Source organism: Pseudonocardia sp., from assembly GCF_035305885.1.
Lineage (GTDB): Bacteria > Actinomycetota > Actinomycetes > Mycobacteriales > Pseudonocardiaceae > Pseudonocardia.
In genome coordinates, this window is record NZ_DATGOP010000029.1 from 1 (window position 1) to 26,518 (window position 26,518).

Annotated in this window: 30 protein-coding genes and 1 pseudogene; 22 read left to right on the plus strand and 9 right to left on the minus strand. The window is 73.1% G+C overall.

The window, feature by feature from the left end; all coding sequences use genetic code 11:
- The first annotated feature begins 104 nt into the window (after positions 1-104).
- Positions 105-911, plus strand: coding sequence for an LLM class flavin-dependent oxidoreductase (locus tag VKZ81_RS04815; RefSeq protein ID WP_324240180.1), 807 nt, complete (start codon positions 105-107; stop codon positions 909-911).
- Here the strand turns inward: VKZ81_RS04815 and VKZ81_RS04820 are convergent.
- A complete protein-coding gene (locus VKZ81_RS04820; protein ID WP_324240181.1) occupies positions 842-2,158 on the minus strand; it encodes an alpha/beta hydrolase family protein in 1,317 nt (438 codons plus the stop codon). The two genes, VKZ81_RS04815 and VKZ81_RS04820, sit on opposite strands and share 70 nt — an antisense overlap.
- Positions 2,159-2,269: 111 nt before the next feature.
- Between VKZ81_RS04820 and wrbA the strand changes: the two genes are divergently transcribed.
- The 3 genes from wrbA to VKZ81_RS04835 all read left to right on the plus strand — a co-directional run bounded on the left by wrbA (position 2,270) and on the right by VKZ81_RS04835 (position 3,941).
- Complete coding sequence (wrbA, locus tag VKZ81_RS04825; RefSeq protein WP_324240182.1) at positions 2,270-2,878, plus strand: NAD(P)H:quinone oxidoreductase; 609 nt, start codon at positions 2,270-2,272, stop codon at positions 2,876-2,878.
- Positions 2,879-2,886: 8 nt separating this feature from the next.
- Positions 2,887-3,339: a YybH family protein gene (locus tag VKZ81_RS04830; protein WP_324240183.1), complete on the plus strand. Its 453-nt coding sequence runs from the start codon at positions 2,887-2,889 to the stop codon at positions 3,337-3,339.
- 176 nt (positions 3,340-3,515) lie between these two features.
- Complete coding sequence (locus VKZ81_RS04835; protein WP_324240184.1) at positions 3,516-3,941, plus strand: TIGR03667 family PPOX class F420-dependent oxidoreductase; 426 nt, start codon at positions 3,516-3,518, stop codon at positions 3,939-3,941.
- Here the strand turns inward: VKZ81_RS04835 and VKZ81_RS04840 are convergent.
- Complete coding sequence (locus tag VKZ81_RS04840) at positions 3,916-4,497, minus strand: NADPH-dependent FMN reductase (protein ID WP_324240185.1); 582 nt, start codon at positions 4,495-4,497, stop codon at positions 3,916-3,918. The two genes, VKZ81_RS04835 and VKZ81_RS04840, sit on opposite strands and share 26 nt — an antisense overlap.
- A 103-nt stretch (positions 4,498-4,600) precedes the next feature.
- Here VKZ81_RS04840 and VKZ81_RS04845 point away from each other — a divergent pair, with 103 nt between their 5' ends.
- The 10 genes from VKZ81_RS04845 (at position 4,601) to VKZ81_RS04890 (ending at position 14,814) form a co-directional block, all read left to right on the plus strand.
- Positions 4,601-5,557, plus strand: coding sequence for an AraC family transcriptional regulator (locus VKZ81_RS04845; protein ID WP_324240186.1), 957 nt, complete (start codon positions 4,601-4,603; stop codon positions 5,555-5,557).
- A gap of 692 nt (positions 5,558-6,249) precedes the next feature.
- Complete coding sequence (locus tag VKZ81_RS04850; protein WP_324240187.1) at positions 6,250-7,245, plus strand: ABC transporter ATP-binding protein; 996 nt, start codon at positions 6,250-6,252, stop codon at positions 7,243-7,245.
- Positions 7,242-8,093: an ABC transporter permease gene (locus VKZ81_RS04855; protein WP_324240188.1), complete on the plus strand. Its 852-nt coding sequence runs from the start codon at positions 7,242-7,244 to the stop codon at positions 8,091-8,093. Before VKZ81_RS04850 ends, VKZ81_RS04855 begins: the two co-directional genes overlap by 4 nt.
- Positions 8,094-8,106: 13 nt before the next feature.
- Complete coding sequence (locus tag VKZ81_RS04860; protein WP_324240189.1) at positions 8,107-9,162, plus strand: ABC transporter substrate-binding protein; 1,056 nt, start codon at positions 8,107-8,109, stop codon at positions 9,160-9,162.
- Positions 9,159-9,860, plus strand: a complete 702-nt coding sequence (locus tag VKZ81_RS04865; RefSeq protein WP_324240190.1) for a helix-turn-helix transcriptional regulator — start codon at positions 9,159-9,161, stop codon at positions 9,858-9,860. Before VKZ81_RS04860 ends, VKZ81_RS04865 begins: the two co-directional genes overlap by 4 nt.
- Before the next feature lie 81 nt (positions 9,861-9,941).
- Positions 9,942-10,229, plus strand: a complete 288-nt coding sequence (locus tag VKZ81_RS04870; protein ID WP_324240191.1) for a Dabb family protein — start codon at positions 9,942-9,944, stop codon at positions 10,227-10,229.
- Positions 10,219-10,887, plus strand: a complete 669-nt coding sequence (locus VKZ81_RS04875) for a fumarylacetoacetate hydrolase family protein (protein WP_324240192.1) — start codon at positions 10,219-10,221, stop codon at positions 10,885-10,887. Before VKZ81_RS04870 ends, VKZ81_RS04875 begins: the two co-directional genes overlap by 11 nt.
- A complete protein-coding gene (locus VKZ81_RS04880) occupies positions 10,884-11,756 on the plus strand; it encodes an FAD binding domain-containing protein (protein WP_324240193.1) in 873 nt (290 codons plus the stop codon). The genes VKZ81_RS04875 and VKZ81_RS04880 overlap by 4 nt, the downstream gene beginning before the upstream one ends.
- The gene (locus VKZ81_RS04885; protein ID WP_324240194.1) at positions 11,753-13,879 is read left to right on the plus strand and encodes a xanthine dehydrogenase family protein molybdopterin-binding subunit; all 2,127 of its coding nucleotides are present in this window, start codon (positions 11,753-11,755) and stop codon (positions 13,877-13,879) included. Before VKZ81_RS04880 ends, VKZ81_RS04885 begins: the two co-directional genes overlap by 4 nt.
- A complete protein-coding gene (locus tag VKZ81_RS04890) occupies positions 13,876-14,814 on the plus strand; it encodes an Atu1372/SO_1960 family protein (protein WP_324240195.1) in 939 nt (312 codons plus the stop codon). Before VKZ81_RS04885 ends, VKZ81_RS04890 begins: the two co-directional genes overlap by 4 nt.
- A gap of 37 nt (positions 14,815-14,851) precedes the next feature.
- Here the strand turns inward: VKZ81_RS04890 and VKZ81_RS04895 are convergent, their stop codons facing one another.
- Positions 14,852-15,730, minus strand: a complete 879-nt coding sequence (locus VKZ81_RS04895; RefSeq protein ID WP_324240196.1) for a PhzF family phenazine biosynthesis isomerase — start codon at positions 15,728-15,730, stop codon at positions 14,852-14,854.
- Between the two features lie 91 nt (positions 15,731-15,821).
- On the opposite strand from VKZ81_RS04895, the gene VKZ81_RS04900 reads away from it, so the two are divergent.
- On the plus strand, positions 15,822-16,712 hold the full coding sequence (locus tag VKZ81_RS04900; protein WP_324240197.1) for a LysR family transcriptional regulator: 891 nt from the start codon (positions 15,822-15,824) through the stop codon (positions 16,710-16,712).
- A gap of 184 nt (positions 16,713-16,896) precedes the next feature.
- Here the strand turns inward: VKZ81_RS04900 and VKZ81_RS04905 are convergent, their stop codons facing one another.
- Positions 16,897-17,274, minus strand: a complete 378-nt coding sequence (locus tag VKZ81_RS04905; protein WP_324240198.1) for a nuclear transport factor 2 family protein — start codon at positions 17,272-17,274, stop codon at positions 16,897-16,899.
- Between the two features lie 122 nt (positions 17,275-17,396).
- On the opposite strand from VKZ81_RS04905, the pseudogene VKZ81_RS04910 reads away from it, so the two are divergent.
- Positions 17,397-17,513, plus strand: a pseudogene (locus VKZ81_RS04910) (glycosyltransferase); the annotation flags it as partial.
- Positions 17,514-17,541: 28 nt separating this feature from the next.
- A complete protein-coding gene (locus VKZ81_RS04915; RefSeq protein ID WP_324240279.1) occupies positions 17,542-17,691 on the plus strand; it encodes a hypothetical protein in 150 nt (49 codons plus the stop codon).
- A 36-nt stretch (positions 17,692-17,727) separates the two neighbouring features.
- Here VKZ81_RS04915 and VKZ81_RS04920 read toward each other — a convergent pair whose 3' ends face one another.
- On the minus strand, positions 17,728-19,245 hold the full coding sequence (locus VKZ81_RS04920) for an alanine/glycine:cation symporter family protein (RefSeq protein WP_491723610.1): 1,518 nt from the start codon (positions 19,243-19,245) through the stop codon (positions 17,728-17,730).
- 358 nt (positions 19,246-19,603) lie between these two features.
- On the opposite strand from VKZ81_RS04920, the gene VKZ81_RS04925 reads away from it, so the two are divergent.
- From VKZ81_RS04925 to VKZ81_RS04945, 5 genes are all read left to right on the plus strand, one after another.
- The gene (locus VKZ81_RS04925; RefSeq protein WP_324240200.1) at positions 19,604-20,836 is read left to right on the plus strand and encodes a PucR family transcriptional regulator; all 1,233 of its coding nucleotides are present in this window, start codon (positions 19,604-19,606) and stop codon (positions 20,834-20,836) included.
- 191 nt (positions 20,837-21,027) lie between these two features.
- A complete protein-coding gene (locus tag VKZ81_RS04930) occupies positions 21,028-21,354 on the plus strand; it encodes a DUF3040 domain-containing protein (RefSeq protein WP_324240201.1) in 327 nt (108 codons plus the stop codon).
- 27 nt (positions 21,355-21,381) lie between these two features.
- Positions 21,382-22,029 (plus strand): trimeric intracellular cation channel family protein, encoded by a 648-nt coding sequence (locus VKZ81_RS04935; RefSeq protein WP_324240202.1) that lies wholly within the window; start codon positions 21,382-21,384, stop codon positions 22,027-22,029.
- Between the two features lie 87 nt (positions 22,030-22,116).
- Positions 22,117-23,385 carry an NAD(P)/FAD-dependent oxidoreductase gene (locus VKZ81_RS04940; RefSeq protein ID WP_324240203.1) on the plus strand — a complete coding sequence of 423 codons (1,269 nt, stop codon included), beginning with the start codon at positions 22,117-22,119 and terminating at the stop codon, positions 23,383-23,385.
- Between the two features lie 2 nt (positions 23,386-23,387).
- A complete protein-coding gene (locus VKZ81_RS04945) occupies positions 23,388-24,335 on the plus strand; it encodes a zinc metalloprotease HtpX (RefSeq protein WP_324240204.1) in 948 nt (315 codons plus the stop codon).
- Here VKZ81_RS04945 and VKZ81_RS04950 read toward each other — a convergent pair.
- The 4 genes from VKZ81_RS04950 to VKZ81_RS04965 all read right to left on the minus strand — a co-directional run bounded on the left by VKZ81_RS04950 (position 24,281) and on the right by VKZ81_RS04965 (position 26,341).
- The gene (locus VKZ81_RS04950; RefSeq protein WP_324240205.1) at positions 24,281-24,898 is read right to left on the minus strand and encodes a hypothetical protein; all 618 of its coding nucleotides are present in this window, start codon (positions 24,896-24,898) and stop codon (positions 24,281-24,283) included. The two genes, VKZ81_RS04945 and VKZ81_RS04950, sit on opposite strands and share 55 nt — an antisense overlap.
- Complete coding sequence (locus tag VKZ81_RS04955; RefSeq protein ID WP_324240206.1) at positions 24,895-25,308, minus strand: TraR/DksA family transcriptional regulator; 414 nt, start codon at positions 25,306-25,308, stop codon at positions 24,895-24,897. Before VKZ81_RS04955 ends, VKZ81_RS04950 begins: the two co-directional genes overlap by 4 nt.
- A gap of 212 nt (positions 25,309-25,520) precedes the next feature.
- Positions 25,521-25,865 (minus strand): hypothetical protein, encoded by a 345-nt coding sequence (locus VKZ81_RS04960; RefSeq protein WP_324240207.1) that lies wholly within the window; start codon positions 25,863-25,865, stop codon positions 25,521-25,523.
- Positions 25,862-26,341 (minus strand): GreA/GreB family elongation factor, encoded by a 480-nt coding sequence (locus tag VKZ81_RS04965; protein ID WP_324240208.1) that lies wholly within the window; start codon positions 26,339-26,341, stop codon positions 25,862-25,864. The genes VKZ81_RS04960 and VKZ81_RS04965 overlap by 4 nt, the downstream gene beginning before the upstream one ends.
- Positions 26,342-26,518 lie beyond the last annotated feature (177 nt).

Genomic DNA, 26,518 nt, shown 5'->3' on the forward strand with positions numbered 1-26,518 from the left:
TGGCGAGATCTCGGCGCAGGACGTCCGGATCCGGGTCGGAGAAGCGGACTCGTTGCAGGGATGATGCCGCGGCACGGGCGGCGCCCACGACGAGGAGTCCCGACATGACGAGACCGCTCCGGTTCGGGGTCGTCGCCCCGCTCACGACCGACCCGTCGGCGTGGCTGGACCGCGTGCGCCGCATCGCCGACAGCGGCTACTCGACGCTCCTCGTGCCCGACGTCCCGCAGTGGCAGCCCGCCCCCGAGCCGATGCTCGCCACCGCAGCGGCCCACACCGGCCTGCGGGTGGGCACCTGGGTGTACGCGGTCCCGCTGCGCCCGGCGCTGATGGTGGCGTGGCAGGCGCACTCGCTGTCGCTGCTCACCGACGGGCGCTTCGAGCTGGGCATCGGCGCCGGCCGGCCGGGGATCGAGGAGGAGGTGGAGCGGCTCGGGCTCCCGCCGGTCCCGCCGGCCGAGCGGCTCGCGCGGATGCGGGAGACCGTCGCTGTGCTGCGCGAGCTCGACGGCCCCGACCGGCACACCCCGGTGGTGATGGCCGTGAGCGGCCCGAAGGCGCGGGCGCTGGCCGCCGAGGTGGCCGACACGATCACGTTCGCGTTGCACGAGGTGCCGCGGACAGAGGTGGCGGGCCTGGCGGCCGAGGCCGGCGCCGCGCGGGACGACCTCGAGTTGGCGCTGCACGTGCCGGTCGTGGGCGACACGGTCGCGGGGTTCATGGCGCCCCCGGACACGTCCCCGGACGCCCTGCGCGCGATGGACTCGCTGGCCGTGCTCCCCGCCGACCCGGTGGCCGCCGCCGAGGAGGTGCAGCGGCGGCGGGAGGAGATCGGCTTCTCCTACTTCGTGGTCGGCGACGCGGGCGCCGATGCGTTCGCGTCGGTCGTGGCCGAGCTCGCCGGGCGGTAGCCGCCCGCCGCGCCGTCGAGGTGCGCGGAGAGCCACTCGAACACCCGGGCCTGCGTCAGCGCGCGGGCGAGCGGCTGGCAGTGCAGGTCCGCCCCGTCGGCCGCGGTGAACCGGACGACCTCGTGCGGCGCGGTGAGCAGGGCCGCGAGCTCGTCGGACTGTCCCGGCCAGAACCGCTCCCCCTCCGGGTCGGTGATCAGGAGCGGGGTGCGGATCCGGTCCGCCACGTCGCGCAGCTGGTACCGGCGCACCTCGGTGAACAGGTCGAACGGGTCCTCGATCCGGTACGGGCGGGCGCGGAAGGCGAAGGTCCGTTCGGCGTCCGGATCCGGCTCGGCCTCGGCGAGGTAACGGTTGAACAGATCCTTCTGTCCGGTGTCGAGCAGCTGGACCATCTCCGGTGGCAGGTTCGCCATCCACGAGGCGGACACGTCGACGACCCCGGGATCGGCCACGGCCGCCCGGAACCGGTGCTCGAAGGCCAGTGCCCGGGGCAGCCAGTACCCGGCCTGGCTGATCCCGTAGGCCAGGAGCGCCGACGCGTCGACGTCCGGGCGGGCGACGAGCGCGTCGACCACGGGGGTGAGCACGGCCTCCCAGTCCGGCCGGAACGCGGTGCCGTGTTCGAACAGCATCGACTGCTGCCCGGGGCCGTCGTAGACGAAGGCGTTCCAGCCGCGGGCGAGCGCCCCGGCGCCCGCCGCCGACCAGAGCGCGGGCAGGGCGCCGTCGCTGCCGTTGGTGATCACCAGCGTCGGCCGCGCCGCCCCCTCGGCGGCCGGGCGCAGCAGGTAGCCCGGCATGGGCGGGCCGTCCGCGGGGACGTCGACGCGCACGTGCCTGCCGCGGGACCGGTCGATCATCGCGTCCCAGGCGCGGCGGCCCGCGCGGAACGTCGGAATCAGCACGGCGTCGGCGAGGTCTGAAGGCAGGCCGTCGACCGCGCCCAGCGCGCGCGAGTACGCCGCCGACCCCGCGAGCCACGCCCACGCCGACGCCGCGTCGTCGGCGAGTGACGCGGCGAGCTCGGCGAGCTGGCCCGCCCGGTTGGTCCACGCGGTGAACCAGCTCGACCGGTCGCCGTCGGCGATGCGGGCCGCCGTGGCGAGCCACATGCCGGGGTCGCCCACCCCGTTCGCGGTGTCGCCGAGGGCGCAGCGGAACTCGAAGTCGAAGTCCGGGTCGGTGAAGAAGGGCCGGGTGGCCGGTGAGGACGTCGTCATCGTCGCCTCCGGGGTTCGGGTCACCCCTGCTGACTCGCTCCCGGGGCCCGCGACGACACGCCCGCCCGCCTCACATCCCGGGGTGCTGCCTCGTCGAGGAGGTGACCACGTACGAGCAGAGAGGAGACCGACCGCGTGGAACCCCTCACCGCCACGATCGTCTACTACAGCGCCACCGGCACCCTGCACGCGCTCGCCCTCGCGGTGGCCGAGGGCGCGGAGAAGGCCGGCGCCGAGGTCAGGCTGCGCAAGGTCGCCGAGACCGCGCCGCAGGCGGCGATCGAGGCCGATCCCGCGTGGGAGCAGCACCTGCGCGACACCGCCGACGTGCCCGTCGTCGAACTCGACGACCTGGCCTGGGCCGACGCGGTGCTGTTCGGCACCCCCACCCGCTTCGGCAACCCGGCCGCGCAGCTCAAGGCGTTCCTCGACTCCGCGGGACCCCTCTGGTTCGCCGGAGGGCTCGCCGGGAAGGTCTACTCGGCGTTCACCGCGAGCAACACCGCCCACGGCGGGCAGGAGTCCACGATCCTCGCGCTGAGCAACGTCTTCTACCACTGGGGCGGGATCATCGTGCCGCCCGGCTACACCGACCCCGTCCAGTTCCGCTCCGGCAACCCCTACGGCACCTCGCACGTGGCAGGCGAGGGTGCGCCCGGGGAGGTCGTCCTCGAGGCGGCCCGCCACCAGGGCCGCCGCGCCGTCGAGACGGCGGCCGCGCTCAAGGCCGGACGCGCGGCGTAGGGGCGACGATGGGCGACACACCGCAGGACGAGATCGCCGCGCTGCTCGACGAACGGGTCGAGGCGTGCCGCGCCAAGGACGTCGACCGCCTGATGGCGCTGTACTCCCCCGACGTCGTCTACTTCGACGTCGTGCCACCGCTGCGTTTCACGGGGACCGATGCGGTGCGCCGGAACTTCCGGCGGTGGTTCGCCGAGTACGAGGGCCCGATCGGGCTCACCACCGTCGACCAGCGGGTCGCGGTGGACGGCGACGTCGCGTTCGCGCACATGATCCACCACGACTCCGGGTCGCTCGACGCCGCGAGCGACACGCACGAGCGCGCCGAGGAACGGAACCTCTGGCTGCGCTCGACGGTCTGCTTGCGCCGGACCGAGCACGGGTGGCGGATCACGCACGAGCACATCTCGCTCCCCGTCGACCCGCGGACCATGCGGGCCGTGCCGGACCTCGCGCCCTGACCGTCGGCGGACCCCGACCGCGGGGCCCCGGCCGAGCCGGCGGGTGCCCCGCGGTGGGCTGGGACGAGCGCGTCACGGAGCCCATCGGCGCCGGGGCACCCCGGGCTGGTGCGGGCGAGGGCCCGGTGTCACACCCCGCGGCTAGCGTGCACGGCGGCCGTCCGAAGGGAGTCCCCGTGGAGCTCACGTCCCACCTGCCGCCCGCCGACCGCGAACGGGTCGAGTCGCGGTTGCGGCACAACCTCATGGCCTGGCTGACCACGGTGCGGCCCGACGGCCAGCCGATCAGCGTGCCCGTGTGGTTCCTGCTGCGCGACGACGAGACGATCCTGGTCTACAGCCGGCCGGGCAAGCAGAAGCTGCGCAACATCGCCGCCAACCCGAGGGTGAGCCTCGGGCTGGACGTCACCGACCTCGGCCGCAACATCGTGCGCCTGGAGGGCACCGCCGCGGTCGCCGACGACGTGCCGCCCGCGGACCGCCAGCCCGCCTACCTGGCCAAGTACACCGAACGGATCGGCGCCCTGTTCGGCACCCCGGAACGGTTCGCCGAGCTCTTCAGCGTCCCGGTCGTCATCACGCCGACGCGGCTGCACTCCTGACCCGGCGCAGCGGCTGCAACGCCTCCGCCCAGGCGATCACCTCCGACAACATCCCCTGCAGCGACTCGACCCGCGACGGCTGGGGCTTGAACTCGGTGAAGTCGACGAAGTCGGTGAACACCGACAGCGAGACCTGGTCGGCGACGTCGGCCACCCTGAGCTGCCCCAGCACCTGGCGGAGCTGCTCGACGGCCCGGACCCCACCGTCACCGCCGTAGCCGACGAACCCGGCCGACTTGTGGTTCCACTCCTGGTAGAGGAAGTCGATCGCGTTCTTCAGCGCGGCCGGCATCCCGTGGTTGTACTCGGGCGTGACGAAGACGAACCCGTCGAAGGCGCGGATGGTGTCCGCCCACCGCAGGGTGTGCGGCTGCTGGTAGTTCCCCAGCAGCGGGGACAGCGGTTCGTCGAGCATCGGCAGGTCGATCTCGCGCAAGTCGATCAGCGAGAACTCCGCGTCCCCCCGCTCGGATGCGACCTCGTGCACCCACCTCGCCACCGACTCGCCCGCGCGCTGGGGCCGCACGCTCCCGAGGATGATCGCGATATTGGTCATGACCTCGACGGTATGCGCGCGCTGCGAGACGATCCATGCGTCAGAATCCGACTGACATACGCGATCGTCTTCCTGATACGGGATCCGGCTAGACTGGCGCGTCGTGGACGTCCTCAGCCAGGCGATCGTCGTGATGCGCAGCGGGGCGCCACGCTCCTTCGAGGTCGAGTGCCACGCCCCGTGGGGGCGGCGCTACCCCGCGGTGGCGGGTGCGGGGTTCCACGTGATCCTGCAGGGATCCGCGTGGCTGATCCCGCGCGACGGCGAGCCGCGGACACTCGGCCTCGGCGACGTCGTGCTGCTGCCCCACGGCACGCCGCACGGCATGGCCGACCGGCCGGACACCCCGCTGCGGGAGATGGACCACGACGAGCCCGCCGAGCCGGTTGGGTCCTACCGGGTCACGATCGGTCCGGACGGCCCCGGCACGTCGGCCCCACCCACCGCGATGCTGTGCGGCAGCTACGTGCTCGACCGGTCGCGCACGCACCCGCTGGTGGCCGACCTGCCCGAGGTGGTCCACATCCCGGCGCGGCTCGGCAGGCACCCCGAGCTGCGCGCCGCCGTCGACCTGCTCGCCGCCGAGCTGCAGGCCGTCCGCACCGGCTCGGGGGTCGCGGTGACGGCCCTCCTGGACCTGATGCTCGTGCAGATCCTGCGCGCCTGGTACGACGAGCGGCCCGATTCGGGGTGGGGCGCCGCCCTCGCCGACCCGGCCGTCAGCACCGCGCTGCGCCTGATCCACACCCACCCCGAACGGCCGTGGACGGTGGCGGGCCTCGCCGCCGAGGTCGGGCTCTCGCGCGCGGCGTTCGCGCGCCGGTTCCGCGAGCTCGTCGCGTGGGCCCCGCTGAACTACCTGACGTGGTGGCGGATGGTGCTCGCCGCCCGGATGCTGCGCGATTCGCACGCGCCGCTGGCCACCATCGCCCGCCGCGTCGGTTACACCTCCGAGTTCGCGTTCGCGAACGCCTTCAAGCGCGAGCACGGGATCGCGCCCGGGCGCTACCGCGCCGACCACCGGTCCGCGCCGCCCGCGGTGGCGGCGGCCGCCACGTGAGCGCGATGCCCCATCCATCACCGTCAGCAGGGACGACACCAAAGCAGTCGAGCACAGCTCCCGCCGACCTCCGCGTGCACGGACGGGTCGAACCTGGCTACGAGCCCCTGGCGGATGCTTCGCCCGCATCTTCACCGAAGAGGAGCTCGGCGCCGGGCTCTGCGTAGTGCACGGCGGACGGGCTTTTTCGTCGACCTACAGGGCGGGCACCGCCGACGAAACCACGGGAACCGCGCGGACGGCCGACATGGGCGTGAGCCGGCCCAGAGCACGCGCCCGGCGGCCAGGTCCGCGTTCTCGGTCTCAACCAGCGGATATCGACGACCGCGACACCAACCCAGCACTCTCCGCGATCTTGCGAACCGAGGGGATCCGAGGTGCGCAGGCGCCACTGCTCACCACGCACGGTCCGCGCCACGACCGGCGAGGCAGCCGCGGACACGCCGGCGGCGCGACCGACAGCGCTGCGACGATCACCGGCCCGCCTGCGATCGATCGCGCACCCGGTGCCGGGTCCGCGCCGGGCTGCTACTTGCCGAAGTCGGAGCACAGGACGACCCCTGAGTCGTCGAAGTGGCGCCGCGCCCCAGGCCTTCGTGTCCAGCCCCTCGGCTCCGTCCACCGGGGGACGTTCCCCCAGGACCACGCGCGTGGTAGCCGGGGCTGGCGCCTCGTGTCCAGCAGATGACGCAGTGATAACTTTCTATCAGTTCTGCAACTTGTCTATTGACCGGGACGGGGCCGTGCCCCAAACTTCGTGCGAACCGGTCAAGCAAGAACGCCACGTTCTCGATCTTCCGCCCGCTGTCGACCCGCCGCGCGCCGCCCGACGCCACCCGCAGACGATCCACTCGATCCGGGAGACCACCATGTCGATCAGTCACGACGAACCGCTCATCGAACTCGATGGCGTATGCCGCTCGTTCGGCAGCGGCGAGACGCGGGTGGATGCCGTCCGCGACGTGGACCTCGCGATCGGGGAAGGCGAGATCGTCACGGTCGTCGGCCCCAGCGGCTGTGGCAAGTCGAGTTTGCTGAACATGCTCGCCTGCCTCGAACACCCCGACAGGGGCGAGCTCCGTCTCCGCGGAAGGCCGGCGGCCGAAGCGGACGTGGAGATCGGGTATGTGACGCAATCCGATTCGCTTTTCCCGTGGCGGACGCTGCTCGCGAACGTCGAGTATCCGCTTGAGATCCGCGGTGTATCGAAGGCGGAACGCCGGGAGCGGGCGGTGGCCATGCTCGCCCGCGTCGGTCTGTCCGGTTTCGAGAATCACCTAACCCGCCAGCTGTCAGGCGGAATGCGACAACGCGGGAACATCGCGCGGGCCCTCGTCTACGATCCTGACATCGTCCTGATGGACGAACCGTTCGGCGCGCTGGACGCCCAGACCCGCCTGCTGCAACAACGGCAGCTCCAGGCCATCTGCGCCGAGGAACGCAAGACCGTCGTGTTCATCACCCACGATCTGCACGAGGCGATCCTGCTCGGCGACCGGGTCGTCGTCATGACGGCACGGCCCGGGTCGATCAAGATGGTCCGCGACGTCGGTCTGGACCGCCCCCGCGACCTCGACCACATCCACGAGGAACCGCGGTTCCAGCAGCTCATGACCGAGCTGTGGGACGCGCTGCGCGACGAAGTCCTGCGTGCGGCGCCCGCTGCCGCGACGGCGGTGGCATCGTGACCCGCGCGACGACGACGGCCAGCCGGCGCAAGCAGGTACCGGAGCGCGCGACGGCCCGCTCCCACGTCAAGAGGCTCCCGATCTGGGCGCAGAGCGTCCTGCTGCTCGTCGCGGTGCTCGCCGTCTGGCAATTCGTCTCGGGCCGGCTGGTCGATCCGTTCTACCTCCCGGCCCCCTCCGAGATCGTGACGTCGTTGTGGCTCTCCGCCGTGGACGGGTCGCTCTGGGCGAACCTGTGGACCACATTGCAGGAGACGATGATCGGGTTCTGCATCGGGGCGACCGCGGCGCTCGTCGCGGGCGTGATCTTTGGTCGCTCGCCGCGGGTCGCAGCGGTCCTGGACCCGTTCCTGGTCGCCCTCAACGCCACCCCGCGCGTGGCGCTGGCCCCGCTCTTCGTCGTGTGGTTCGGGATCGGTTTGCTCTCGAAGGTGATCCTCGTGATCACGATGGTCTTCTTCATCGTCTTCTACAACACGTTCCAAGGAGTCCGCAGCGTCGATGCCACCTACATCCGGGTGGCCACCGTCATGGGCGCGTCACAGCGGCAGATCTTCCGGACGGTCATCCTCCCGGCGGCCACTCCGCTGATCGTCCTCGGTTTGAAACTCTCGATCCCGTTCGCCCTCATCGGCGCCGTCATCGGCGAGTTCATCGCGTCGAGCGCCGGCCTCGGATTCCAGATCAAGCTCGCGTCCAACACCTACGACACCGCCGGAACGATGGCGGGGATCTTCGTCCTGATGGCCGTGGCCGTCCTCATCGACCTGGCTTTGAATCGTCTCGCTCGACGAATTCTGTTCTGGCAGCCCGAGAGCGCCGAACGCACCACGTCGAGCACCATGTGAGCGAGGAGGCAACGTGAGCACCACCATCCCCCTCTCGCGACGCCAGGCTCTGCGCGGCATGGCGATGCTCGCCGGCCTCAGCCTGGCCGGCCCGGTGCTGTCGTCCTGCGCCGGCGGCGGAACGGGCCCCGACGGCGCGCGCCGGGTCCGGCTGACGCAGGCGGTGAACTCCCTCGCCTACGCGCAGAACTACATCGCGCAGCGAGCGGGCTTCTACCGCGAGGCAGGACTGGTCGTCGAAACGGTGGTCACCGATGGCGGCGGGCCGGACGTCCAGGCCGTGCTCGCAGGCAGCGCGGAGTTCACGATCAACGACGGTGGCCAGGTGGTCACCGCGCTGGCTGGCAACCGCCGCGTGACCGCGGTCGCCGCGACGTTCGACCGCTGCCTGGTCAACGCAACGATCTCGGTGCGGGCGGCGCAGCGGCTGGGCATCGATCCGTCCACCCCGCTGGACCGCAAGATCGCGGCGCTACCCGGCCTGCGGATCGGCGTGACCGCCCCGGGCGCGCTCACCTGGCAGATCGCCCGGTACAACCTGGTGGGCGCCGGCTCCGATCCGGACGCGGCGACGCTGGTCGCCCTGGGCGGCGGCCCCGCAGTTCTCGCCGCGCTCGAGACCGACCAGGTGGACGTCATCTACATCAGCATCCCGTTCGGCGAGGAGGCCGTGAACCGTGGCATCGGCCTTACGCTGATCGACCACAGCGCGGGCGAGGACCCGAACCTTTCCCGGTTCATGATGGAAGGGCTGTGGGTCACCCCCGACGCCATGGAGGAGAACGGCAACACCGTCGCCGCGATGGTGTCAGCGCTGCGGCGCTCGTCTGACTTCATCCGCACGGCGCCCTCCGAGGAGATCGCGGAATTGCTCGAACCGGACTTCACCAACTTCGGACGCGAGGTGCTGCTCACGGCCGTGGAGCGGCTCAAGGGCGCGGTGCCTGCCGACGCCCGCTGGGACGCCACCGCCCAGGCCACAACCGAGCGGGTGCTGCAGACCAATGGGCTGCTGCGGCCCGATGCGCCACCGATCGCCTCGATCGTCGACGACCGGTTCCTGACGTGAGCTCCGCACGGCGCGCCGGGCGGGCGGACCGTTCCGCAGAGCACGACCACCTGATCCGCACCGCGAAGACCATCGCCGACGGCATCGGCGCGATGTTCGGCCGCAACTGCGAGATCGCGGTCCACGACCTGCGTGACCCAACCCGGTCCCTCGTCCACCTGGTCAACGGGCACATCAGCGGCCGGCAGCTGGGCCACCCGATCCGGGACCTCATCTACGCGGTACTGCCCAACATCGGCCCGAGCGACGTGCTGGCCAACTACCCGACCGACCTGCCTGACGGCCGGGTCCTGAAGTCGACCACGTGCCTGCTGCGCGACAGCGCGGGGGAACCGCTCGTCGCGCTCTGCATGAACCTCGACATCAGCTCGATGGCCGCGGCGAAGGAGACGTTGGAGCAGCTCACCGCGATGACGGAGCTGGACACCCGGCCCGGGGAGCCGTCACCCGAGCTCGGCACCGCGGCCGTGGTGGACATCCTGCGCGTGCTCGTGCGCAACACCGCCAAGCAGTTCAGCCGCCCGCCCCACCGGCTCACCAAGGACGAGCGGCTGCAGGCCATCGCGTTCCTCGACTCGAAGGGGGCCTTCCTCATCAAGGGGGCCGTCCCGCTGGTCGCGGAGACGTTCGGCGTGTCCGAACCTTCCGTGTACCGCTACCTCGATCAGGTCAGGGCCGCGCGTCAGTCCGAGAGCTGACGCGCCGCTCCAGCACACCGGCGGATCCCGCCGTCGCCGTCACCGCCGTGCGGTGACCGTACGCCCCACCGGAGGCAATAGTTGATTACGCACGTCGTCCTGTTCCGGTTCCACCCGGAGGCGCGCGCACACCTGGAGAGCGCCCGCGCCGCGCTCGCCTCGCTCGGCACCCGCGTGCCAGAGGTGCGGAGCCTGTCGGTCGGCATCAACGTCCTGGCATCCGAGCGCGCCTACGACCTCGGTCTCATCGCCGAGTTCGACGATCTCGACGCGCTGGCGGCCTACCGCGCCCACCCCGTCCACAAGGACGTGGCGCACACGGTCGACCGGTACTGCACGTCGACGGTGTCGGTGGACTATGAGAGCTGAGCCCTCACCCACCACGGCCAACGCGGTCCCGTCGCCACGGGTGATCGTCTGCGTCGGGTTCAACCACCGCGACTCCCAGCGGGCGATGGGTGCGCCTGACCGCGCCGAACCACTGCTGTTCCTCAAGCCGGCCAGGTCGGTGGCCGGACCGGGCGCGCCGATTCGCTGCCCCGACGGCGTCGACGCACTCGACGTCTCCGCCGAGCTCGCCGTCGTCATCGGCCGCCCGACCCGGTGCGTGACCCCGGAGCAGGCCGTGGGGCACATCGAAGGCTTCACCTGCGCCAACGATGTCGCCGTCCGCGAATGGATGCGCTCGGAGGCCCAGTGGTTCGCCGCGAAGGGCGCCGACGGGTTCTGCCCGCTCGGTCCGAGAACCGTCCCGCTCGACGACCTCGACCGACGGCGCATCACCTTGCGGATCAACGGCGAGGTGCGCCGATCGGGCACGGTCGGTGAGCTGATCTGGAGCGTGCCGGAGCTGGTCGCGCTGGCGACCCGGCACGTGACCCTCGGACCCGGTGACATCATCCTCACCGGCTCACCCGCGGCACCCGCCACCGCGCACCCCGGTGACCACGTCGAGGTCACTGTGGACGGAATCGGCACGCTCATCAACCCGATCGTGGGCACCGGAAGGGAGGGACCGGCTTCGTGATCGTCGACGACATCCGCCAACCGACCTCGCTGCGGGCCGCGGGCCAACTGCTCGACGAACTCGGTGATGACGGCCGCGTTGTCGCCGGGGGCACCGCCGTCATCCTGATGATCAGGCAGCGGCTGCTGTCGACATCAACCCTGGTCAGTCTGGCCCGGGTCACCGACGCCCGCTACCGCGGGATCGACGCGCGGGAGGCGCACCTGCGGATCGGGGGCGGCGAGCGGCTCGCAGACGTCGCCGCCCACCCCGCCGTCCGGCGCCTGTTGCCAGCCCTCGGTACGGCGTGTGCCTCGGTCGGAAACGTCCGCATCCGCAACCGAGCGACGATCGCGGGGAACGTCGCCGAGGCCGACTATTCGTCGGACCCACCCGCGGTGCTGGTCGCGCTGGACGCACAGGTCGACGTCACCGGCCCGGATGGCGACCGGCGCATCCCCGCCTCCGAGCTGTTCCTTGGCTACTACGAGACCGCCCTGCAGGACTCCGAGGTGATCGCCGGGTTCGAAGTCCCGCTGCTCCCTAGCGGTGTCGGTACGGCCTACGTCCGGTACACCAGCCGCGCGTCGGAGGACCGGCCATGTGTCGGGGTCGCCGCCGTGCTCGGGGTCACCCCCGGCGGGCGGATCGAGCACATCCGCGTCGCGGTTGGCGCGGTCGCCGACACGCCACGGATGTTGCCCGCGGTGCTGGCCGACGCCACCGGCAGGCCGGCATCCCCCGAGGTGTTCGCCGACGTCGCGAACGCCTACGCCCAGCAGCTCGATCCGCTCGACGACGAGCGCGGTTCGGCCTGGTACCGCACCCGCATGATCGAGGTACACGTGCGGCGGGCCCTGGCCGAGGCCCATCGGAGGGCAGCCCGATGACCAGCACGCTCAGCGAGACGCCCCGGACGCCCGACGCCCACGACCGCGTGCTCGGCACCCTCCCGATGGCGGTGCACGTCCGCCTTCCCGGCATGCTGCACGCCACCGTCGTCCGCAGCCCGGCCGCGCATGGGCAGCTGCGCGGGATCGACGCGACGGCGGCCCGTGCCGTGCCCGGCGTGGTCGCCGTGCTCACCGCAGCCGACCTCGACGGCGCCGTGCCGGTGTTCGGCGAGGCCACCGCCGATCAACCGGTGCTGGCCGACGGGCGGGTCCGGTACGCGGGCGAGCCGGTCGCGCTGGTCGTCGCCGAGGACGAGTTCGCAGCCTCCGAGGCGGCTGCCGCGGTCGAGCTGGACGTGCAGGTGCTGCCCCACATCACCGACGCGCACCGGGCTCTCGATCCGGACGCGCCGCTGGTGCACCCGGCGGCGGGCACCAACGTGCTGCGCACGTGGACGCTGCGCCACGGGGACGCGGAAGCCGCGCTGGCCCGCGCCGAGAAGGTCTACGACGACGTCTACGAGAGCCCGCCAGCCAGCCACGTCCCGATGGAGCCGCACGTCGCGGTCGCGGCGTGGGAGGACGACGAGCTGCAGGTGTGGACTTCGACGCAGAGCCCGCACGCAGTGCGGGAGACGCTCGCTGCGGCGTTCGCGCTGCCTGCCGAGCGCGTCCGGGTTCACGCCCTCAACGTCGGCGGCGCCTACGGGTCGAAGGTCGTCACCACCATCGAACCTCTCGCGGCGCTCGCGGCACGCCACGTCGGCCGCCCGGTCCGGCTGCGACTCGACCGGGCGGAGGTGTTTCACACGCTCTCCAAGCACGCGGCGCGAGTCCGCATCCGCACGGGTGTGCGCGGTGACGGGAGGATCGTCGCGCGGGTGATCGACGTCGTCTGGAACGCCGGCGCCTATGCCACCAACAGCGAGAGCGCCGCCGGCTACGGGATGGTGCGCGCACCGGGACCGTACGACGTGCCGAACGTCGCGGTCACCTCGACCGCCGTCTACACCCACACCGTCCCCTCCGGGCCGTTCCGCGGCGCGATGACCTCGCAGCTGTGCTGGGCCTACGAGTCGCAGATGGACGACATCGCCGCCGACCTCGGCATCGATCCCGTCCGGCTGCGGGAGCTCAACCTGCTGCGCGACGGCGGCGTTTACCCGACCGGCGAGGTCATGCACGACCTGCACTACGACGAGGTGCTCTCCGGACTCCAGTCGGAGCTGGAGTCGATCGACGTCGCGCCGGTCCAGCCCGGTCACGCCAGGGGACGCGGCGTCGCGCTCATGATCAAGAGCACCCTGACCCCGTCACGCAGCGAATGCAGGCTGCGGGTAGCCGCCGACGGGACCTACGAGCTGTTCACCGCGAGCGTCGAGATCGGCCAGGGCGCCCACGCCACCCTGCGCGACCTCGCCGCCGCCGAGCTCGGGGTCGCCCCGGACCGGGTCGTCGTCCGCCACCCCGACACGGCGTGCGCCCCGTACGACTCGATGACCGCGTCCAGCCGTACGACCTTCGCGATGGGCTCCGCGGTGCGGGACGCAGCCCGGCAGGCGCGGCGGAGGCTGGACGACGGCAAACAGCCACCGTTCGAGGTGACCGGCACCTGGGGGTCGACCGGCGGCCTCGGGAGCCTCGACGAACACGGCCAGGGCACCGCAAGCACGCACTGGCACCAGGGCGGCGTCGCGGTCGAGGTCGACGTCGACCTCGAGACCGGGCGGATCACAGTCGTGCGCGCCGCGGGGGCCTGCTACACAGGCCGGACGGTCAGCCCGATCCGCGTGGCGCACCAGAACGAAGGCGGGATGATCTTCGCGTTGGGGCCGGCACTCTTCGAGGAGCTTGTCTACCGCGACGGGCAGATCACCAACCCGAACCTGTCCGACTACTCGCTTCCGTCGTTCCGCGACGTGCCACGGATGCGCAGCGCGGCCGTCGAGGCTCCCGGCGCGGACGTGCACGGCGCCGGTGAGATGACCGTGCCGCCGATGGCCCCCGCGATCGGCAACGCCATACGGGCCGCCTGCGGTGTTCGCCTCCGCCGGCTCCCCATGCACCCGGAGCGCGTGCTACGCGCGATCATCGAACGAGACGAGGAGCGGTCGGAGTGAGCAATGACGCCGAAGCCCCGATGAGCACCTGCGCGCTGACGGTGAACGGCGCCGCCGTGTCCGTCCCGCAGGGCGAGCCGCTGGCACACACGCTGCGGGAGCGGCTCGGGCACCACAGCGTCCGGGAAACGTGCGGGATCGGGGTGTGCGGCTCGTGCACCGTGCTGGTCGACGGGCGCGCGGTCAGCAGCTGTCTGCTGCTCAACGGGCTGGTCGCAGGCCAGGAGATCGTGACCGCAGAGGGTCTCGCCGAGTGCGGCGGCGGTCCGGTCCAAGAAGCGTTCGTCGAGAACGAGGCGTTCCAGTGCTCGTACTGCATCCCGGCGATGACCGTCGCCGCCCATGCCCTGCTGGCCGAGAACACCGACCCCGACGAGGCTACGGTGCGCGAGCACCTGGCCGGGAACCTCTGCCGGTGCGGGACCCACCCGCGCATCCTGGCCGCGGTCATGGCCGCGGCAGGGCGGATGGGGCCGGCCGCCACCCTGGCCCGGCTCGGCTACGACGTCGGGGACGCCCCGCTCCCGTCCCGACCCGCCCGGCCGGTCACCGATGCGGCCGGCCTGCTGCACGTATCTGGCCAGATCCCCCTGCGGGGCGGGGCGCTCCTGGCGACCGGCACCATCGGTGCGGACGTCGATCTCGACACCGCGCGGCGCTGCGCGGCCCAGGCCGCCGCGAACGCGCTGGCGCACCTGCACTCCCACGCGGGAGGGCTCACCCGGATCCGCGCCGTGAAGCTGACGGTCTTCGTCGTCGGTGCACCGGGCTTCACGGGCCACAGCGAGGTCGGCGCGGCGGCATCGGACCTGCTCATCACCGTGCTCGGGGAGCACGGGCAGCACAGCCGCAGCGTGATCGGCGTCGCTGGGCTTCCCCGCAGGAGTCCGGTCGAGGTGGAGCTGGTCGCGGCGCGGCTGGACCCGGGTGCATGAGGCGCGCCACCCCGGGTCCGGCCACGGTAGCGCGGGCTCAATCGCCGGGTCCGTCGGGCGGGATCGGCGCCGCGGTCCCGGTGACCTTCACCCGCTCGTCGCCCGCGAGCACGTCGACGACCAGCCGGCTCGGCCGGCCCATGTCGGCGCCCTGCAGGACGGTGACGCGCGACGGGACGCCGACCAGGCCGAGGTCGCGCAGGTAGCCGCCGAACGCGGCCGCGGCCGCCCCGGTGGCGGGGTCCTCGACCACTCCCCCGGGCGGGAACGGGTCGCGGGCGTGGAACAGCGTGGGCGACTCGGCCCACACCAGGTGGGCGGTCGTCCAGCCGTGCCGCTCCATGAGCGCGGCCAGCGCGGCGTAGTCGTAGTCGAGCGCCGCGAGCCGGGCGCGCTCGCGCACCGCGAGCACGAGGTGGTCGTTGCCGGCGTGCGCGACGTGGGCCGGGTAGCGCGGGTCCAGGTCGTCGTGCGCCCAGCGCAGCGCGACCAGCGCGCCGTCCAGCTCGTCGGCGCGCGTGGGCCGGGTCCGGGTGGGCACGCTGGTCAGCGTCGCGGTCACCCCGTCGGCCGTGATCTCGGTGTCCACCGTGATCGGCCCGGCGAGGGTGGACAGGTGCAGCGTCCCCGCCCCCTGCCGCTGTGCGATCGCGACCGCGGTGGCGATGGTGGCGTGCCCGCAGAACGCCACCTCCGCCCGCGGGCTGAAGTACCGGACCCGGAAGTGGTCCTTCTCCTCGCCCGCCTCGACGAAGGCGGTCTCGGAGTAACCGACCCGCGCGGCCACCTCGACACGCGCGGCGTCGTCGAGCCCGCCCGCGTCGAGGACGACCCCGGCCGGGTTGCCGCCGCGGCCGGCGTCGGTGAACGCCGCGTACCGCAGGACCTCGGGCGTGGTGTCCGCTGGATGGATCATGAGCACCTCCGATCCCATGCTGGGGGTGGGATGCGGCGGGGTCCAACGACGATCCTCGATGGGTCCCATCGGGGAACGGAAAAGGGGCGGGATGGACACCGAGTTGCTGCGCACGTTCTGCGCGGTCGTGCGGACCCGCAGCTTCACCGCGGCGGCCCGCGAGCTCGGGTACGTCCAGTCCACGGTGACCGGGCACGTGCAGGCCCTCGAGCGGCGGCTCGGCGTCCGCCTGCTCGACCGGCTCCCGACCGGCGCGATCCCCACCGACGCCGGGCGCAGGCTCACCCCGCTCGCCCGGCAGGTGCTGGACCTCGAGAACCGCATACGCACCGAGGTCCCGGCCGACGGCGACGAGCCGGCCGGCCCGGTGCACCTGATCGCGCCGGAGTCGGTGTGCGCCTACCGGCTCCCCGCCCTCATCACGCGGCTGCGCGCCGAGGCGCCGCAGGTGCGCCTCGTGCTCACCCCGGGCGGCACCGCCGCGGCGCTCGCGGCCGTCCGGGACGGGACGACCGACGTCGCGGTCGTGCTCGAGCCCGTGCTCGCCGTGCCCGACCTGGACGTCCGTACGGTCGGCACCGAGGCCGTGGTCCTGCTCGCGGCCCCCGCGGGCGACCGCGCGCGGCGTTGGACGTGGGCCGACCTGGCCGAGCGCGAGACCCTCCTGCTCGAGGAGGGCTGCAGCTACGGTGACCAGGCCGCCCGACACCTCGTCGCCGCCGGGCAGCCGGCCGACCGGCGCACCCGCTTCGGCAGCGTCGAGGCGGTCAAGCGGTGCACCGCGGCCGGCCTCGGCTGGACGGTCCTGCCCGCCGTCACCGCCGCGGCCGAGGTCGGCGCCGGCGCCCTCGAGGTCCTCGACGGCCCCGCCCTCCCGGCCTGCGCGGTCCACGTCGCGACCCACCCGGACCGCACCCGCGGGCCCGCGGTCCGCCTCGTCCTGGAGCGGCTGCGCGCGCTGTGGGCCGACCCGCGCTCATGACGACGCGGGTGCCGCCCCGCGCCAGGCCGTGAACAACCCGCCGGCGAGCCCCTGCTCCCCGGCCGCGACCCCGGCCGTCCCCGTCGCCCGAGCGGGCAGGTGTGCGGTCGTCCCCGCGGGCCGATCGGGTCGGCGGTATCCGGTAGTGCTGCTGCTCGGCGTGTCGTTCGCGCGAATGCGCTGGTCAGAGCATCCCGTTCGGGACGGACCCCGGATCCGGCACGGGCTGCACCACGTCCCAGTGCTCGACGATCTGGCCGTCCTCGAACCGCCAGATGTCGACGTCGGCGGTTCCGCGCTCCTGGCCCGGTTCGATCATCAGGTAATGCATCACGACGTAGGGCCCCTCGGCGATCGTGCGCTTGAGCTCGAGCCGCGCCCGCGCGACGGGCGCCTTCGTGATGTGCGCGATGAAGGCGTCCCGCCCGGACGGGTTGCCGGGGCTGTGCTCGACGAAGTCCTCCCGCAGCAGGGTGTGCAGCACGGCGGTGTTGCCCCGGGCGAACTCGGCGAACCCGTCGAGGGCGAGCTGCCTGTTCCGTTCGGTCTCGGTGGAGGTCATCCCCCGACCCTGGCCACGGCGCCCGTGCCCGTCCATGACGTGACGGGTAGTTGCGGCGCAGGAGATCATCGGGTGCCGGCCCGACCCGGGCCGCCGACACCGAAGGGCCTTCGTCGCCGACCATGCGCATCGTCATCATCGCCGTCGGGACGACCGGGGACGTGCTGCCCTACACCGGGCTCGGCGCCCGGTTGCGGTCGGAGGGGCACGAGGTCGCCATCGCGACGCACGCCTCCTTCGAGACGGCGACGTCGACCACCTCGGCGGGTGCCGGCGGCGGCGCTGCTGAACCCCGGGCAGGATCTCGAGACCCGCCGCGGCCGGCCGGTGGTGGTGCGCCACCGCAACGAGCTGCCGGCCTGCCACAACCTCGAACACGAGGACATGGCGATGATGGCCACGATCAGGACGGTGTGAGCGTCCCGCGACCGGGAGCGCGAGCCTCCCGCTCGGTCAGCGTCCGCGCGGGTCGTGCGGCGGGTTCTGCGGCGGGTTCTGCGGCGGGTTCTGCGGCGGGATGCGCGGGATCTCGGTGGTGAGGGCGTCGCCCGCGCCCATCCGGTCCGGGTCCCTCCAGTTGGGGTCCGAGAAGTACCGCTTGGTCTCGGCCACGACGACGCCGGACAGCACCAGCAGGCCGATCAGGTTCGGCACCGCCATGAGGCCGTTGGCGACGTCGGAGAACGTCCACGCGAGGCTCAGCTCCGAGGTGGCCCCGACGTAGGCGATCAGGACGAACACCACTCGGAACGGCACCACGGCGCCGCGGCCGATGAGGAAGTCCATGCAGCGCTCGCCGTAGTAGGACCAGCCGATGAGCGTGGTGAAGGCGAAGAACATCAGGCTGATCGCCACGATGTAGCCGCCGATCGGCGCCAGCGCGGGCGAGATCCCGCCGAACGCCTCGCTCATCGCCCAGTTGGTCATCAGCGCGCCGTCACCGGTCTCGGCCTGGGTGTCCCAGGCGCCGGTGACGATGATGACCAGGCCGGTCATCGAGACGACGATGATCGTGTCGATGAAGGTCTGGGTCATGGAGACCAGCGCCTGGCGCACCGGCTGGACGGTGCGGGCGGCAGCCGCGGCGATACCACCGGTGCCGAGGCCGGACTCGTTGGAGAACATGCCGCGGGCCATGCCCTGCTGCATCGCCAGCATGAACGTGGAGCCCGCGAAGCCGCCGACCGCCGCGGTGCCGGTGAAGGCGTCGGAGAACACCAGCGCCAACGCCGCCGGGATGTCGGTGACGTGCACCGCGAGGACCAGCAGCGACGCGAGCACGTAGATGACGATCATCAGCGGCACCGCGCCCGCGGCGAACCGGCCGATGCTCTTGATGCCACCCAGGATGACGGCGCCGACGAGGATCACCATCCCGACGCCCGAGACCCAGGTGGGGACGCCGAAGGTCTCGTCCAGCTGGCCGGCCACCGCGTTGGCCTGGGTCATGTTGCCGATGCCGAACGAGGCGATGGCGCCGAAGAGGGCGAACAGGAAGCCCAGCACCAGCCCGACCTTGGCCCCGGAGCTGCCGGGCCCGAACTTCTCGGCGAGCCCGTGGCGCAGGTAGAACATCGGGCCACCGCTCATCTCGCCCTTGGAGTCGGGCCTGCGGTACCTCACACCCAGGAGGGCCTCGCAGTACTTGGTGGCCATGCCCAGCAGGCCCGTCACCCACATCCAGAACAGCGCACCGGGACCGCCGACACCGACCGCGAGCGCCGCACCGGCGATGTTGCCGACGCCGACCGTGGCGGCGAGCGCCGTGCTCAGCGCCTGGTAGTGCGAGATGTCGCCCTTGCCGCTCGCCTCGTTGCGGCGCACGAGCGCGAGCCACAGCGCGTGGATCAGCACGCGGAACTGCAGACCCCGCAGCCGGATCGTGAGGTACACGCCGACGACGAGCAGGAGTGGGATGAGGAAGAACGGCCCCCAGATGAAGGAGGACGCGGCATCGAGGGCCGACTGGATGGCGTCTGTCATTACGAGGCCCCTCGTCGTGGGAGAGATGTCGGTGACAGGTGGCGAGGACGCGCATCATCGCAAGCCCTGCCATCGATCGGGGTCGCCGAATGTGGTGGTCGCTGAGCGTAATGTCGGGTGATCATAGCGGGAGCCGTTCACCCTAACGGAGGTGCCGTCACCCGGGCGGACCTGAACCTTCGGCGAGTCGCCCGACCCCTCGGTCGAGAGCGTCGGCGAGCCGGCGTTCCACGCCGCTGCGCGCGAGGACGCCCGCCCGACCGGGCGGACAGGTCCGGGGCGCCGGGGTAGATTGCCGACAACCGGCAGCACATCGCGACTCGACGCGGGACCGACGGGGGTAGGAGTGGCCGATCACGGCAACCAGCGGCGGGCAGGAACCGCCGCGGCGACGGTCCCCGAGGGCCCGTGGCTCACGGAGGTGGCCGAGGCGGCGTGCCGGGAGGTCGGCGAGGTGCCGATCGAGCTCCTCGGCGGCTACCTGCCCCTCCTCGCCGACGCCGCGACCACGGGGCGCGAACCGGCGACCACCGAGCTCGACGCGATCGGCTTCCTGGGGCGGCGGGCGGCCGAGGCGGGCGTCACGGCGGGCACCGCCGTGCAGCTGTACCTGGCGGCGGCCCGCCGCCTCTGGCAACAGCTGCCCACGGTGGTCCGCTCCCAGGACAGCGAGGTCGTGCGCGCGGCGGCCGCCGCGGTCCTGCACGTGGTCGACGAGGCCGTGGCCCGCCTGGTCGAGGGCTACAACGAGGCGCGCAGGCAACTGATCCGGTGGGAGGAGACGCTGCGGCGCGAGTTCATCGACGACCTGCTGCGCGGCGACGCCGACGTCGGCAGCCTCGTCCAGCGCGCCGAGCCCTTCGGCCTCGACATGGCCCGACCGCACCAGGTCGCGCTGGCGGCTCCGTCCGACCGGCTGGACGAGACCGAGGCGTGGATCAGCGCGCTGGAGCGGGCCGTCGTGCAGTGGGCGGGTGACCGGGACGTCCTGGTCGCGACGAAGGACGGGTGGATCGTCGCGATCACCCCCGCCGACGGCGACGTCCCCGGCTCCCGCACCGGGCCGAAGACGCTCGGCGACCTCCTGCTCTCCGAGCTGCAGCGCTCGTCGCGCAGCGGGCCGTGGCGCGTTGCGGTGGGTCGCCCGCACGTCGGGTCGTACGGCATCGCGCGCTCCTACGAGGAGGCGCGCGAGGGGCTGACGATGGCGGTGCGGCTGCGCCTCGAGAGCCCGCTCATCCAGGCCGAGCAGCTGCTGGTCTACCGGGTCCTGCTGCGCGACCAGCCCGCGATCGCCGACCTCGTGCAGTCGGTTCTCGGCCGGCTCGTGCACGCGCGCGGTGGGGCCGAGCCCCTGCTCGCCACCCTCGACGCCTACTTCGCCACCGGCTGCGTCACCACCGAGACCGCCCGCAGGCTCCACCTGTCGGTCCGGGCCGTCACCTACCGCCTCGACCGGATCACGGCGCTGACCGGCTACGACCCCACCGACCCCGCGCAGCGCTTCACCGTCCACGCCGCCGTGCTCGGCGCCCGGCTGCTCGGGTGGCCGCAGCGCGACCTCGCGATCGAGCGCTGACGCCGGGAACCGCCGTCCGATTTGCCGGTTTTTGCCGGTGCCCGGCAAGGAGCAGCGGGGGTTTTCGACCGGCGCCGACCCCTGCCGCGACCTGCGTGGACGGGCACCGTGGGGTTGTCGGGGCCGGGCAGCCCCGTCGATCGAGCGAGGCAGCCCGTCCCGAGGGACTCGACCGCCGAGGATGCGCCGTGTTGAGCGAACGCGAATGGAAGATCCTGCACGAGTTGGAGCACCGGTTGGAGGCCGAGGACCCGGCCCTGGCGCGGTCCTTCTCGGACGCCGGATGGCGCTGGGCTTCCTCGGTGACCTTCCCGCGCCTGGACCAGCTGCCGCGGTGGGTGTTCTCCACGGCGTTCGCGCTGTCGGTGGCGCTCAGCATCCTGATGCTGGCGGCGCTGGCGCCGTGGTCCGCCGCGCTGTTCATGCTGCTGGCCATCGCGTCCGCGGCGCTGCGGACCCGCTACCACGGCGAGCCGCACGATGCGTCGACGGCACGGGCCGCGAGGTGCGACGAGTGAGCGCGGGCGCCTGGTAGAACCGCGCCGGTGACGACCGAGGCGAACGCGCTGCTCGTACTGGACCTGATCGGCACGTTCGCCTTCGCCCTCAACGGCGCGCTGACCGCGTTGCGCACGGCCCGGCTCGACATCGTCGGCATCGTGACGCTCGGCATGATCACCGCCCTGGGCGGCGGCATCGTGCGGGACGTCCTGCTCGACAGCCTGCCGCCGGCCACGTTCAGCGACTGGCGCTACCTGGCCACCGCGGCGGGCGGCGGCCTGATCGCCTTCGTCGCGGGCCGCAGGCTAGAACGGCTGAACACGCCCATCACCGTGCTGGACGCCGCGGGCCTCAGCCTGTTCGCCGTCACCGGCGCCGGGAAGGCCCTCCAGCTCGGGATGGGCCCGGCGCAGGCGGTCATCGTCGGCGCGATCACCGGGGTCGGCGGTGGCACGCTGCGCGACGTCCTGATCCGCCAGATCCCCACCGTGCTGCACAGCGACCTGTACGCGATCCCCGCGCTGATCGGCGCGGGGGGCATCGTGGTCGCGACGGCGCTCGGCGCCGACCACGCGCCGGCCGCGGTCGGCGGTGCCGTGCTGTGCTTCGCCATCCGCATGGTCGGGGTCCGCTACCACCTCAACGCGCCGTCCCCGCCCGGCGCGCCGGAGCCGGGGGCCGACGATGCGTGACCGCGCGGTTTCCCGGACGCCGCATCGCGGGTACTGGCTGGCTCGACGACACCCGTCTTCCACCCGTTCCCGAGGAGGGCCCACGCCGTGAGCGCTGCAGACCCGACCACATCGACGCGGCCGCGGGTGGTGGTGGTCGGGGGCGGTTTCGGCGGCCTGGCGGCCGCACGCGAACTCGCGGGCGCCGACGTCGACGTGCTGCTGCTCGACCGCGACCCGTACAGCACGTTCCAGCCGCTGCTCTACCAGGTGGCGACCGGGGCGCTGAACCCCGGCGACGTCACCTACGCCCTGCGCGCCTTCGCGGGGCGGCACCGCAACATCCACTTCCAGCGCGCGACCGTCACCCGCGTGGACCCGGCAGGCAGGCGCGTGCACCTCGACAGCGGCGCGGAGATCCCCTACGACTTCCTCGTGCTCGCCTGCGGCGTCACCGCGAACTACTTCGGCATCCCCGGCGCCGCCGAGCACGCCCGCACGATCTACACGCGGGCCGAGGCGATCCGGGTACGGGACCGGCTGCTGAGCAACCTCGAGGAGTTCGCCCAGGGCCGCGAGCACGCCACCGAGCCGGTGACCGTGGTGGTCGGCGGCGGGCCGACCGGGGTGGAGATGGCGGGCGCGCTCGCCGAGCTGCGCAACACCGGCCTGTCGAGGGCCTACCCGGAGGTCGATCCGCGGCGGGTGCGCGTGCTGCTGGTCGAGATGACCGACGAGGTGCTCGGGCAGTTCCACCCGTCACTGCGCGCCTACGCCGCCGACGCGCTGCGCGAACGGGGAGTCGAGCTGCGCCTCGGGGTGGCGGTGAAGGAGGTCCACCCCGACCGCGTCGTGCTGAGCAACGGCGAGGAGGTGCCCACGGCGGCCACGATCTGGGCGACCGGCGTCGAGGTCTCCGACGAGGTCTCGCGCTGGGGGCTGCCGCAGGGCCGCGGCGGGCGCATCCAGGTCCGGCCCGACCTGCGCGTGGAGGGGTTCGACGAGATCTTCGCCGTCGGCGACGTCGCCGCGGGGCGCGACGACCCGCTGCCGCAGCTGGCTCGCCCCGCCATCGACGGCGGGCGGCACGCCGCCGCCCAGATCCGCAGGCTGCTGGCCGGCGAGGAGACCAAGCCGTTCACCTACTTCGACCGCGGGGTGTCGGCGACGATCGGGCGCAGCGACGCGGTGATCCAGCTGCCGCTGGGGATCCGGCTGCGCGGGCTCCCCGCCTGGCTCGGCTGGGTCGGCATCCACGTCCTGATGCTGATGGGCGGGCGCAACCAGTTCGCCACGATGGTCAACCTGGCGGCGCGCTACCTCACGTGGCGGCACGCGCCCAACGTGATCGTCGGCGACCCGCCGTCGCGCAGCTGACCGTGCTCGACCCACGGACCCACCGACGCCACCGCATCCGCAACGTCGCCCAGGCGGCGCTGCTGTTCGGTGGCATGGCCGTCGTGCTCGGCGGGCTCGCCCTGCTGCTGGCCGGGGCGATCGGCGTGCTGTGGGTGCTCCTCGCGTTCGCGGTCGTGGTGGCGCTGCGACCCCGGGTCCCGCCGCGGTGGCTGCTGTCGATGTACGGCGCACGCCCGCTGCCGTACGCGGTCGCGCCCGAGCTGCACCACTACGTCGCGGCGCTCGCCCAGCGGGCGGGGCTGCCCGCGACGCCGCGGCTGTACTACGTCGCGAGCCCCATGGCCAACGCGTTCGCCGTGGGGCGGCCCGACGACGCGGCCCTCGCCGTGACCGACGGGTTGCTGCGCAGCCTCACCGCGCGGGAAGTGGTCGGGGTGCTGGCCCACGAGGTCGGCCACATCCGCGCCGACGACCTGTGGGTCATGAGCCTCGGCGACGCGGTCGGCAGGCTCACCCACGCGCTCGCCTACGTCGGGCTGCTGCTCCTGCTGCTGTCGCTGCCGCTGACCGCAGCCGGCGGGAGCTCGCCGCTGTGGCCCGCGGTACTGCTCACGGCGGCCCCGACCGTGGTGACGCTGCTGCAGCTCGCGCTGTCGCGGTCCCGCGAGTACGACGCCGACCTCGAGGCGGCCGCGCTGACCGGCGACCCGGAGGGGCTCGCGTCCGCGCTGGTCCGGCTGGAACGGCTCGAAGGGCGGATCTGGGAGCGCGTGATCGTCCCCCGCAGGCGGGCCCCGGACCCGCTGCTGCTGCGCACCCACCCGCCGACCGCGGAGCGGGTCCGGCGGTTGCGGCAGCTGGTGCCGCGGGAGGAGCGCCGCCTCGGTGACTCCCGGCGGATCCCTCCCGCCGGCTACCCGCCGGTGCGGTCGCCGGCGCGGTTGCGGCCGCCCGGGGTGCGGTGGTGAGGCGCCCGGCCGCGCGGACGCCCCCGCCGCCGCCGCGCCACCAGCCGGCGACCCACCAGCTCGTCCCAGCCGACCGGGCGGCGTGGCAGCCCGAGCAGGCGCCCGACGCGGCCGCGCACGTCGGCCACCCCCGCGACCCAGCCGTCCGGCCGCGGGCGCAGGCCGATGTCCCCGACCTGGGTGACGTCGCCGGACCGCGTCACGACCGGCTTGCCGATGATCGATCCGAGCAGGATCCGGTCGTCGTTGTCCTTGTCGCGCAGCTTCTGCAGCCCGGCGGCGTCCACCAGCACCTGCTCGTCGTGCCAGCGCCGCACCGCCGACGCGGGCGCGAACAGCCGCAGCCCGCCCACGTCGGTGACCAGGCCCGTGACCACCGGCCCCTGTGGGTCGTCGGTCCGCCGGGCCGCCACGTCGTCGACGTGACCGAGGTGCTGCTCCTCGGGGCCGACCACGGGTTTGCCGATCAGCTCCCGCAGCCAGAGCGTCCGCTCACCCCGGTCCTCGCCCCGGCCGCACCGGCGTGGCGAGGTGCGGCGGGCCGTCGTCAGGTTCCCGGTCATGTCCGCTGCTCCTCCCCACCCGTGCGTCGCTCCTCGGCTCGGCGGCGGTGGCAGTCCAGGCACCACCTCGTCTGCGGGACGGCGAGCAACATCTCGATGGCGATGTCGGCGCCGCAGTCGGCGCAGCGGCCGTAGCGCCCGGTCCGCATCGCCGACAGCGCGAGCTCGATGTCGGCGAGCGCCCTGCCCGCGTTCGCCGCGACCAGCGCGTCCACCTGAGCGCGGGCATCGTCCTGGGGTGTGGGGGCGCCGTGCGACCGGGCTCGCGCGGCCATCGAGCTCAACTGCTCGATGCGGAACGCCCGCTGGCGTTCGAGCGCCTCGCGCAGCTGAGGCAGGTACCGGGCGAGCTCGGCGCGCCGCCGACCCCGGGTCCGCGCCACCCGCGCCCGGGACACCACCGCATCCATCGCCGAAACCACGCTCCTCGCCGAACACCGGTCTGCACCGGAGTTCACGTCTGTTGGGCGTGCGGACCGGAGGCAGGGGACGGCCGAGGGTCCGCACGCCCTGCCCGGCGCACCGGGCACTTTCACGTTGCCTGCGTCACCGCCGCACTGCAGGGGCGCCCACCGGCCAACTCGACCCCTCAGTCTTTGCCGATCCCCGGCAAAGACCGCCCCTACCGGACGCCGCGCAGGCCCGCCGCCCTCGCCTCCTCACCGGTGAGCGGCTGGAGCGGGTCGACGCGCAACGACTGGGCGATGACGATCGCGGCCAGCTCGCGTTCGTCGCAGCCGGGCGCGACCGGGATCACCGGCCCGTCGTCGTGCGCGGGCCCCACGCTGGTCTCCCCGGAGTCGAGTCGCTGCCGGACCCGGACCGTCCAGCGCGGCTCGCGGCCCTCCCGGCCCCGCGGCTCGGCCCAGATCGTGCGCACCCCCGGTCGGGTGTCGAGCGCGCAGGGAACCCCCGCCGCTCGCACGATCCACGCCACGATGCCGAGGTCGGGCACGCCCGGCGTCACGCCGGTCTCGGCTCGGCGGTGAGCGCCCGTCCGTAGGGTACGGCCTGCACGACCTGCACCGTCATCTCGTTGCCGTTGGGGAGCGTGTAACTGCGCCGCTCCCCCTCCTTCGCCCCGACGAGCGCGCGCCCGAGCGGGCACCCGGGCGAGCACACCTCGATGCCCAGCAGCTCGCCCTCGTCCCGCTCGGCGAGCAGGAACGTCTCGGTCTCGTCGTCGTCCTCGTACCGCACGGTGACGACCATCCCGGGCTCGACGACCCCGTCGTCCGGCGGCTCCTCGCCCACCACGGGGTTCTGCAGCAGCTCCTGCAGCTTGCGGATGCGCTGGTTGCGCTCGCGCTCCTCGGCGAGGTCGCGCTCGTCCTCCGGGTCGCGCGCGTTCTGCACCGCTCGCTGCTGGATCAGCTCGCGCAGCTCGGCGCTCAGCCGTTCGTACGCGTCCCTGGTCAGCCAGACCCGCTGCGGCTCGGTCACCGTGACTCCTCGATACGTGGGGTTCGCACGCGCGCTCCGGCCGCGCCGGGAACGGGGCGGCGGGCGCCGGGTACGACGAAGAAGCACGACCCGCGAGCGGATCGTGCCCCGCGGCCGACCATACGACGCCGCCGGTGCGCGCGCAACGACGTGCACTGCCGGTAACCGGCAGCAGCC

Bases quoted from the DNA above. Each gene is read 5' to 3' on its own strand.
- VKZ81_RS04815 (WP_324240180.1), top strand. From the start codon at position 105: ATGACGAGACCGCTCCGGTTCGGGGTCGTCGCCCCGCTCACGACCGAC.
- VKZ81_RS04830 (WP_324240183.1), top strand. From the start codon at position 2,887: ATGGGCGACACACCGCAGGACGAGATCGCCGCGCTGCTCGACGAACGG.
- VKZ81_RS04840 (WP_324240185.1), bottom strand. From the start codon at position 4,497: ATGACCAATATCGCGATCATCCTCGGGAGCGTGCGGCCCCAGCGCGCG.
- VKZ81_RS04875 (WP_324240192.1), top strand. From the start codon at position 10,219: ATGAGAGCTGAGCCCTCACCCACCACGGCCAACGCGGTCCCGTCGCCA.
- VKZ81_RS04885 (WP_324240194.1), top strand. From the start codon at position 11,753: ATGACCAGCACGCTCAGCGAGACGCCCCGGACGCCCGACGCCCACGAC.
- VKZ81_RS04895 (WP_324240196.1), bottom strand. From the start codon at position 15,730: ATGATCCATCCAGCGGACACCACGCCCGAGGTCCTGCGGTACGCGGCG.
- VKZ81_RS04900 (WP_324240197.1), top strand. From the start codon at position 15,822: ATGGACACCGAGTTGCTGCGCACGTTCTGCGCGGTCGTGCGGACCCGC.
- VKZ81_RS04905 (WP_324240198.1), bottom strand. From the start codon at position 17,274: ATGACCTCCACCGAGACCGAACGGAACAGGCAGCTCGCCCTCGACGGG.
- VKZ81_RS04950 (WP_324240205.1), bottom strand. From the start codon at position 24,898: ATGACCGGGAACCTGACGACGGCCCGCCGCACCTCGCCACGCCGGTGC.
- VKZ81_RS04955 (WP_324240206.1), bottom strand. From the start codon at position 25,308: ATGGATGCGGTGGTGTCCCGGGCGCGGGTGGCGCGGACCCGGGGTCGG.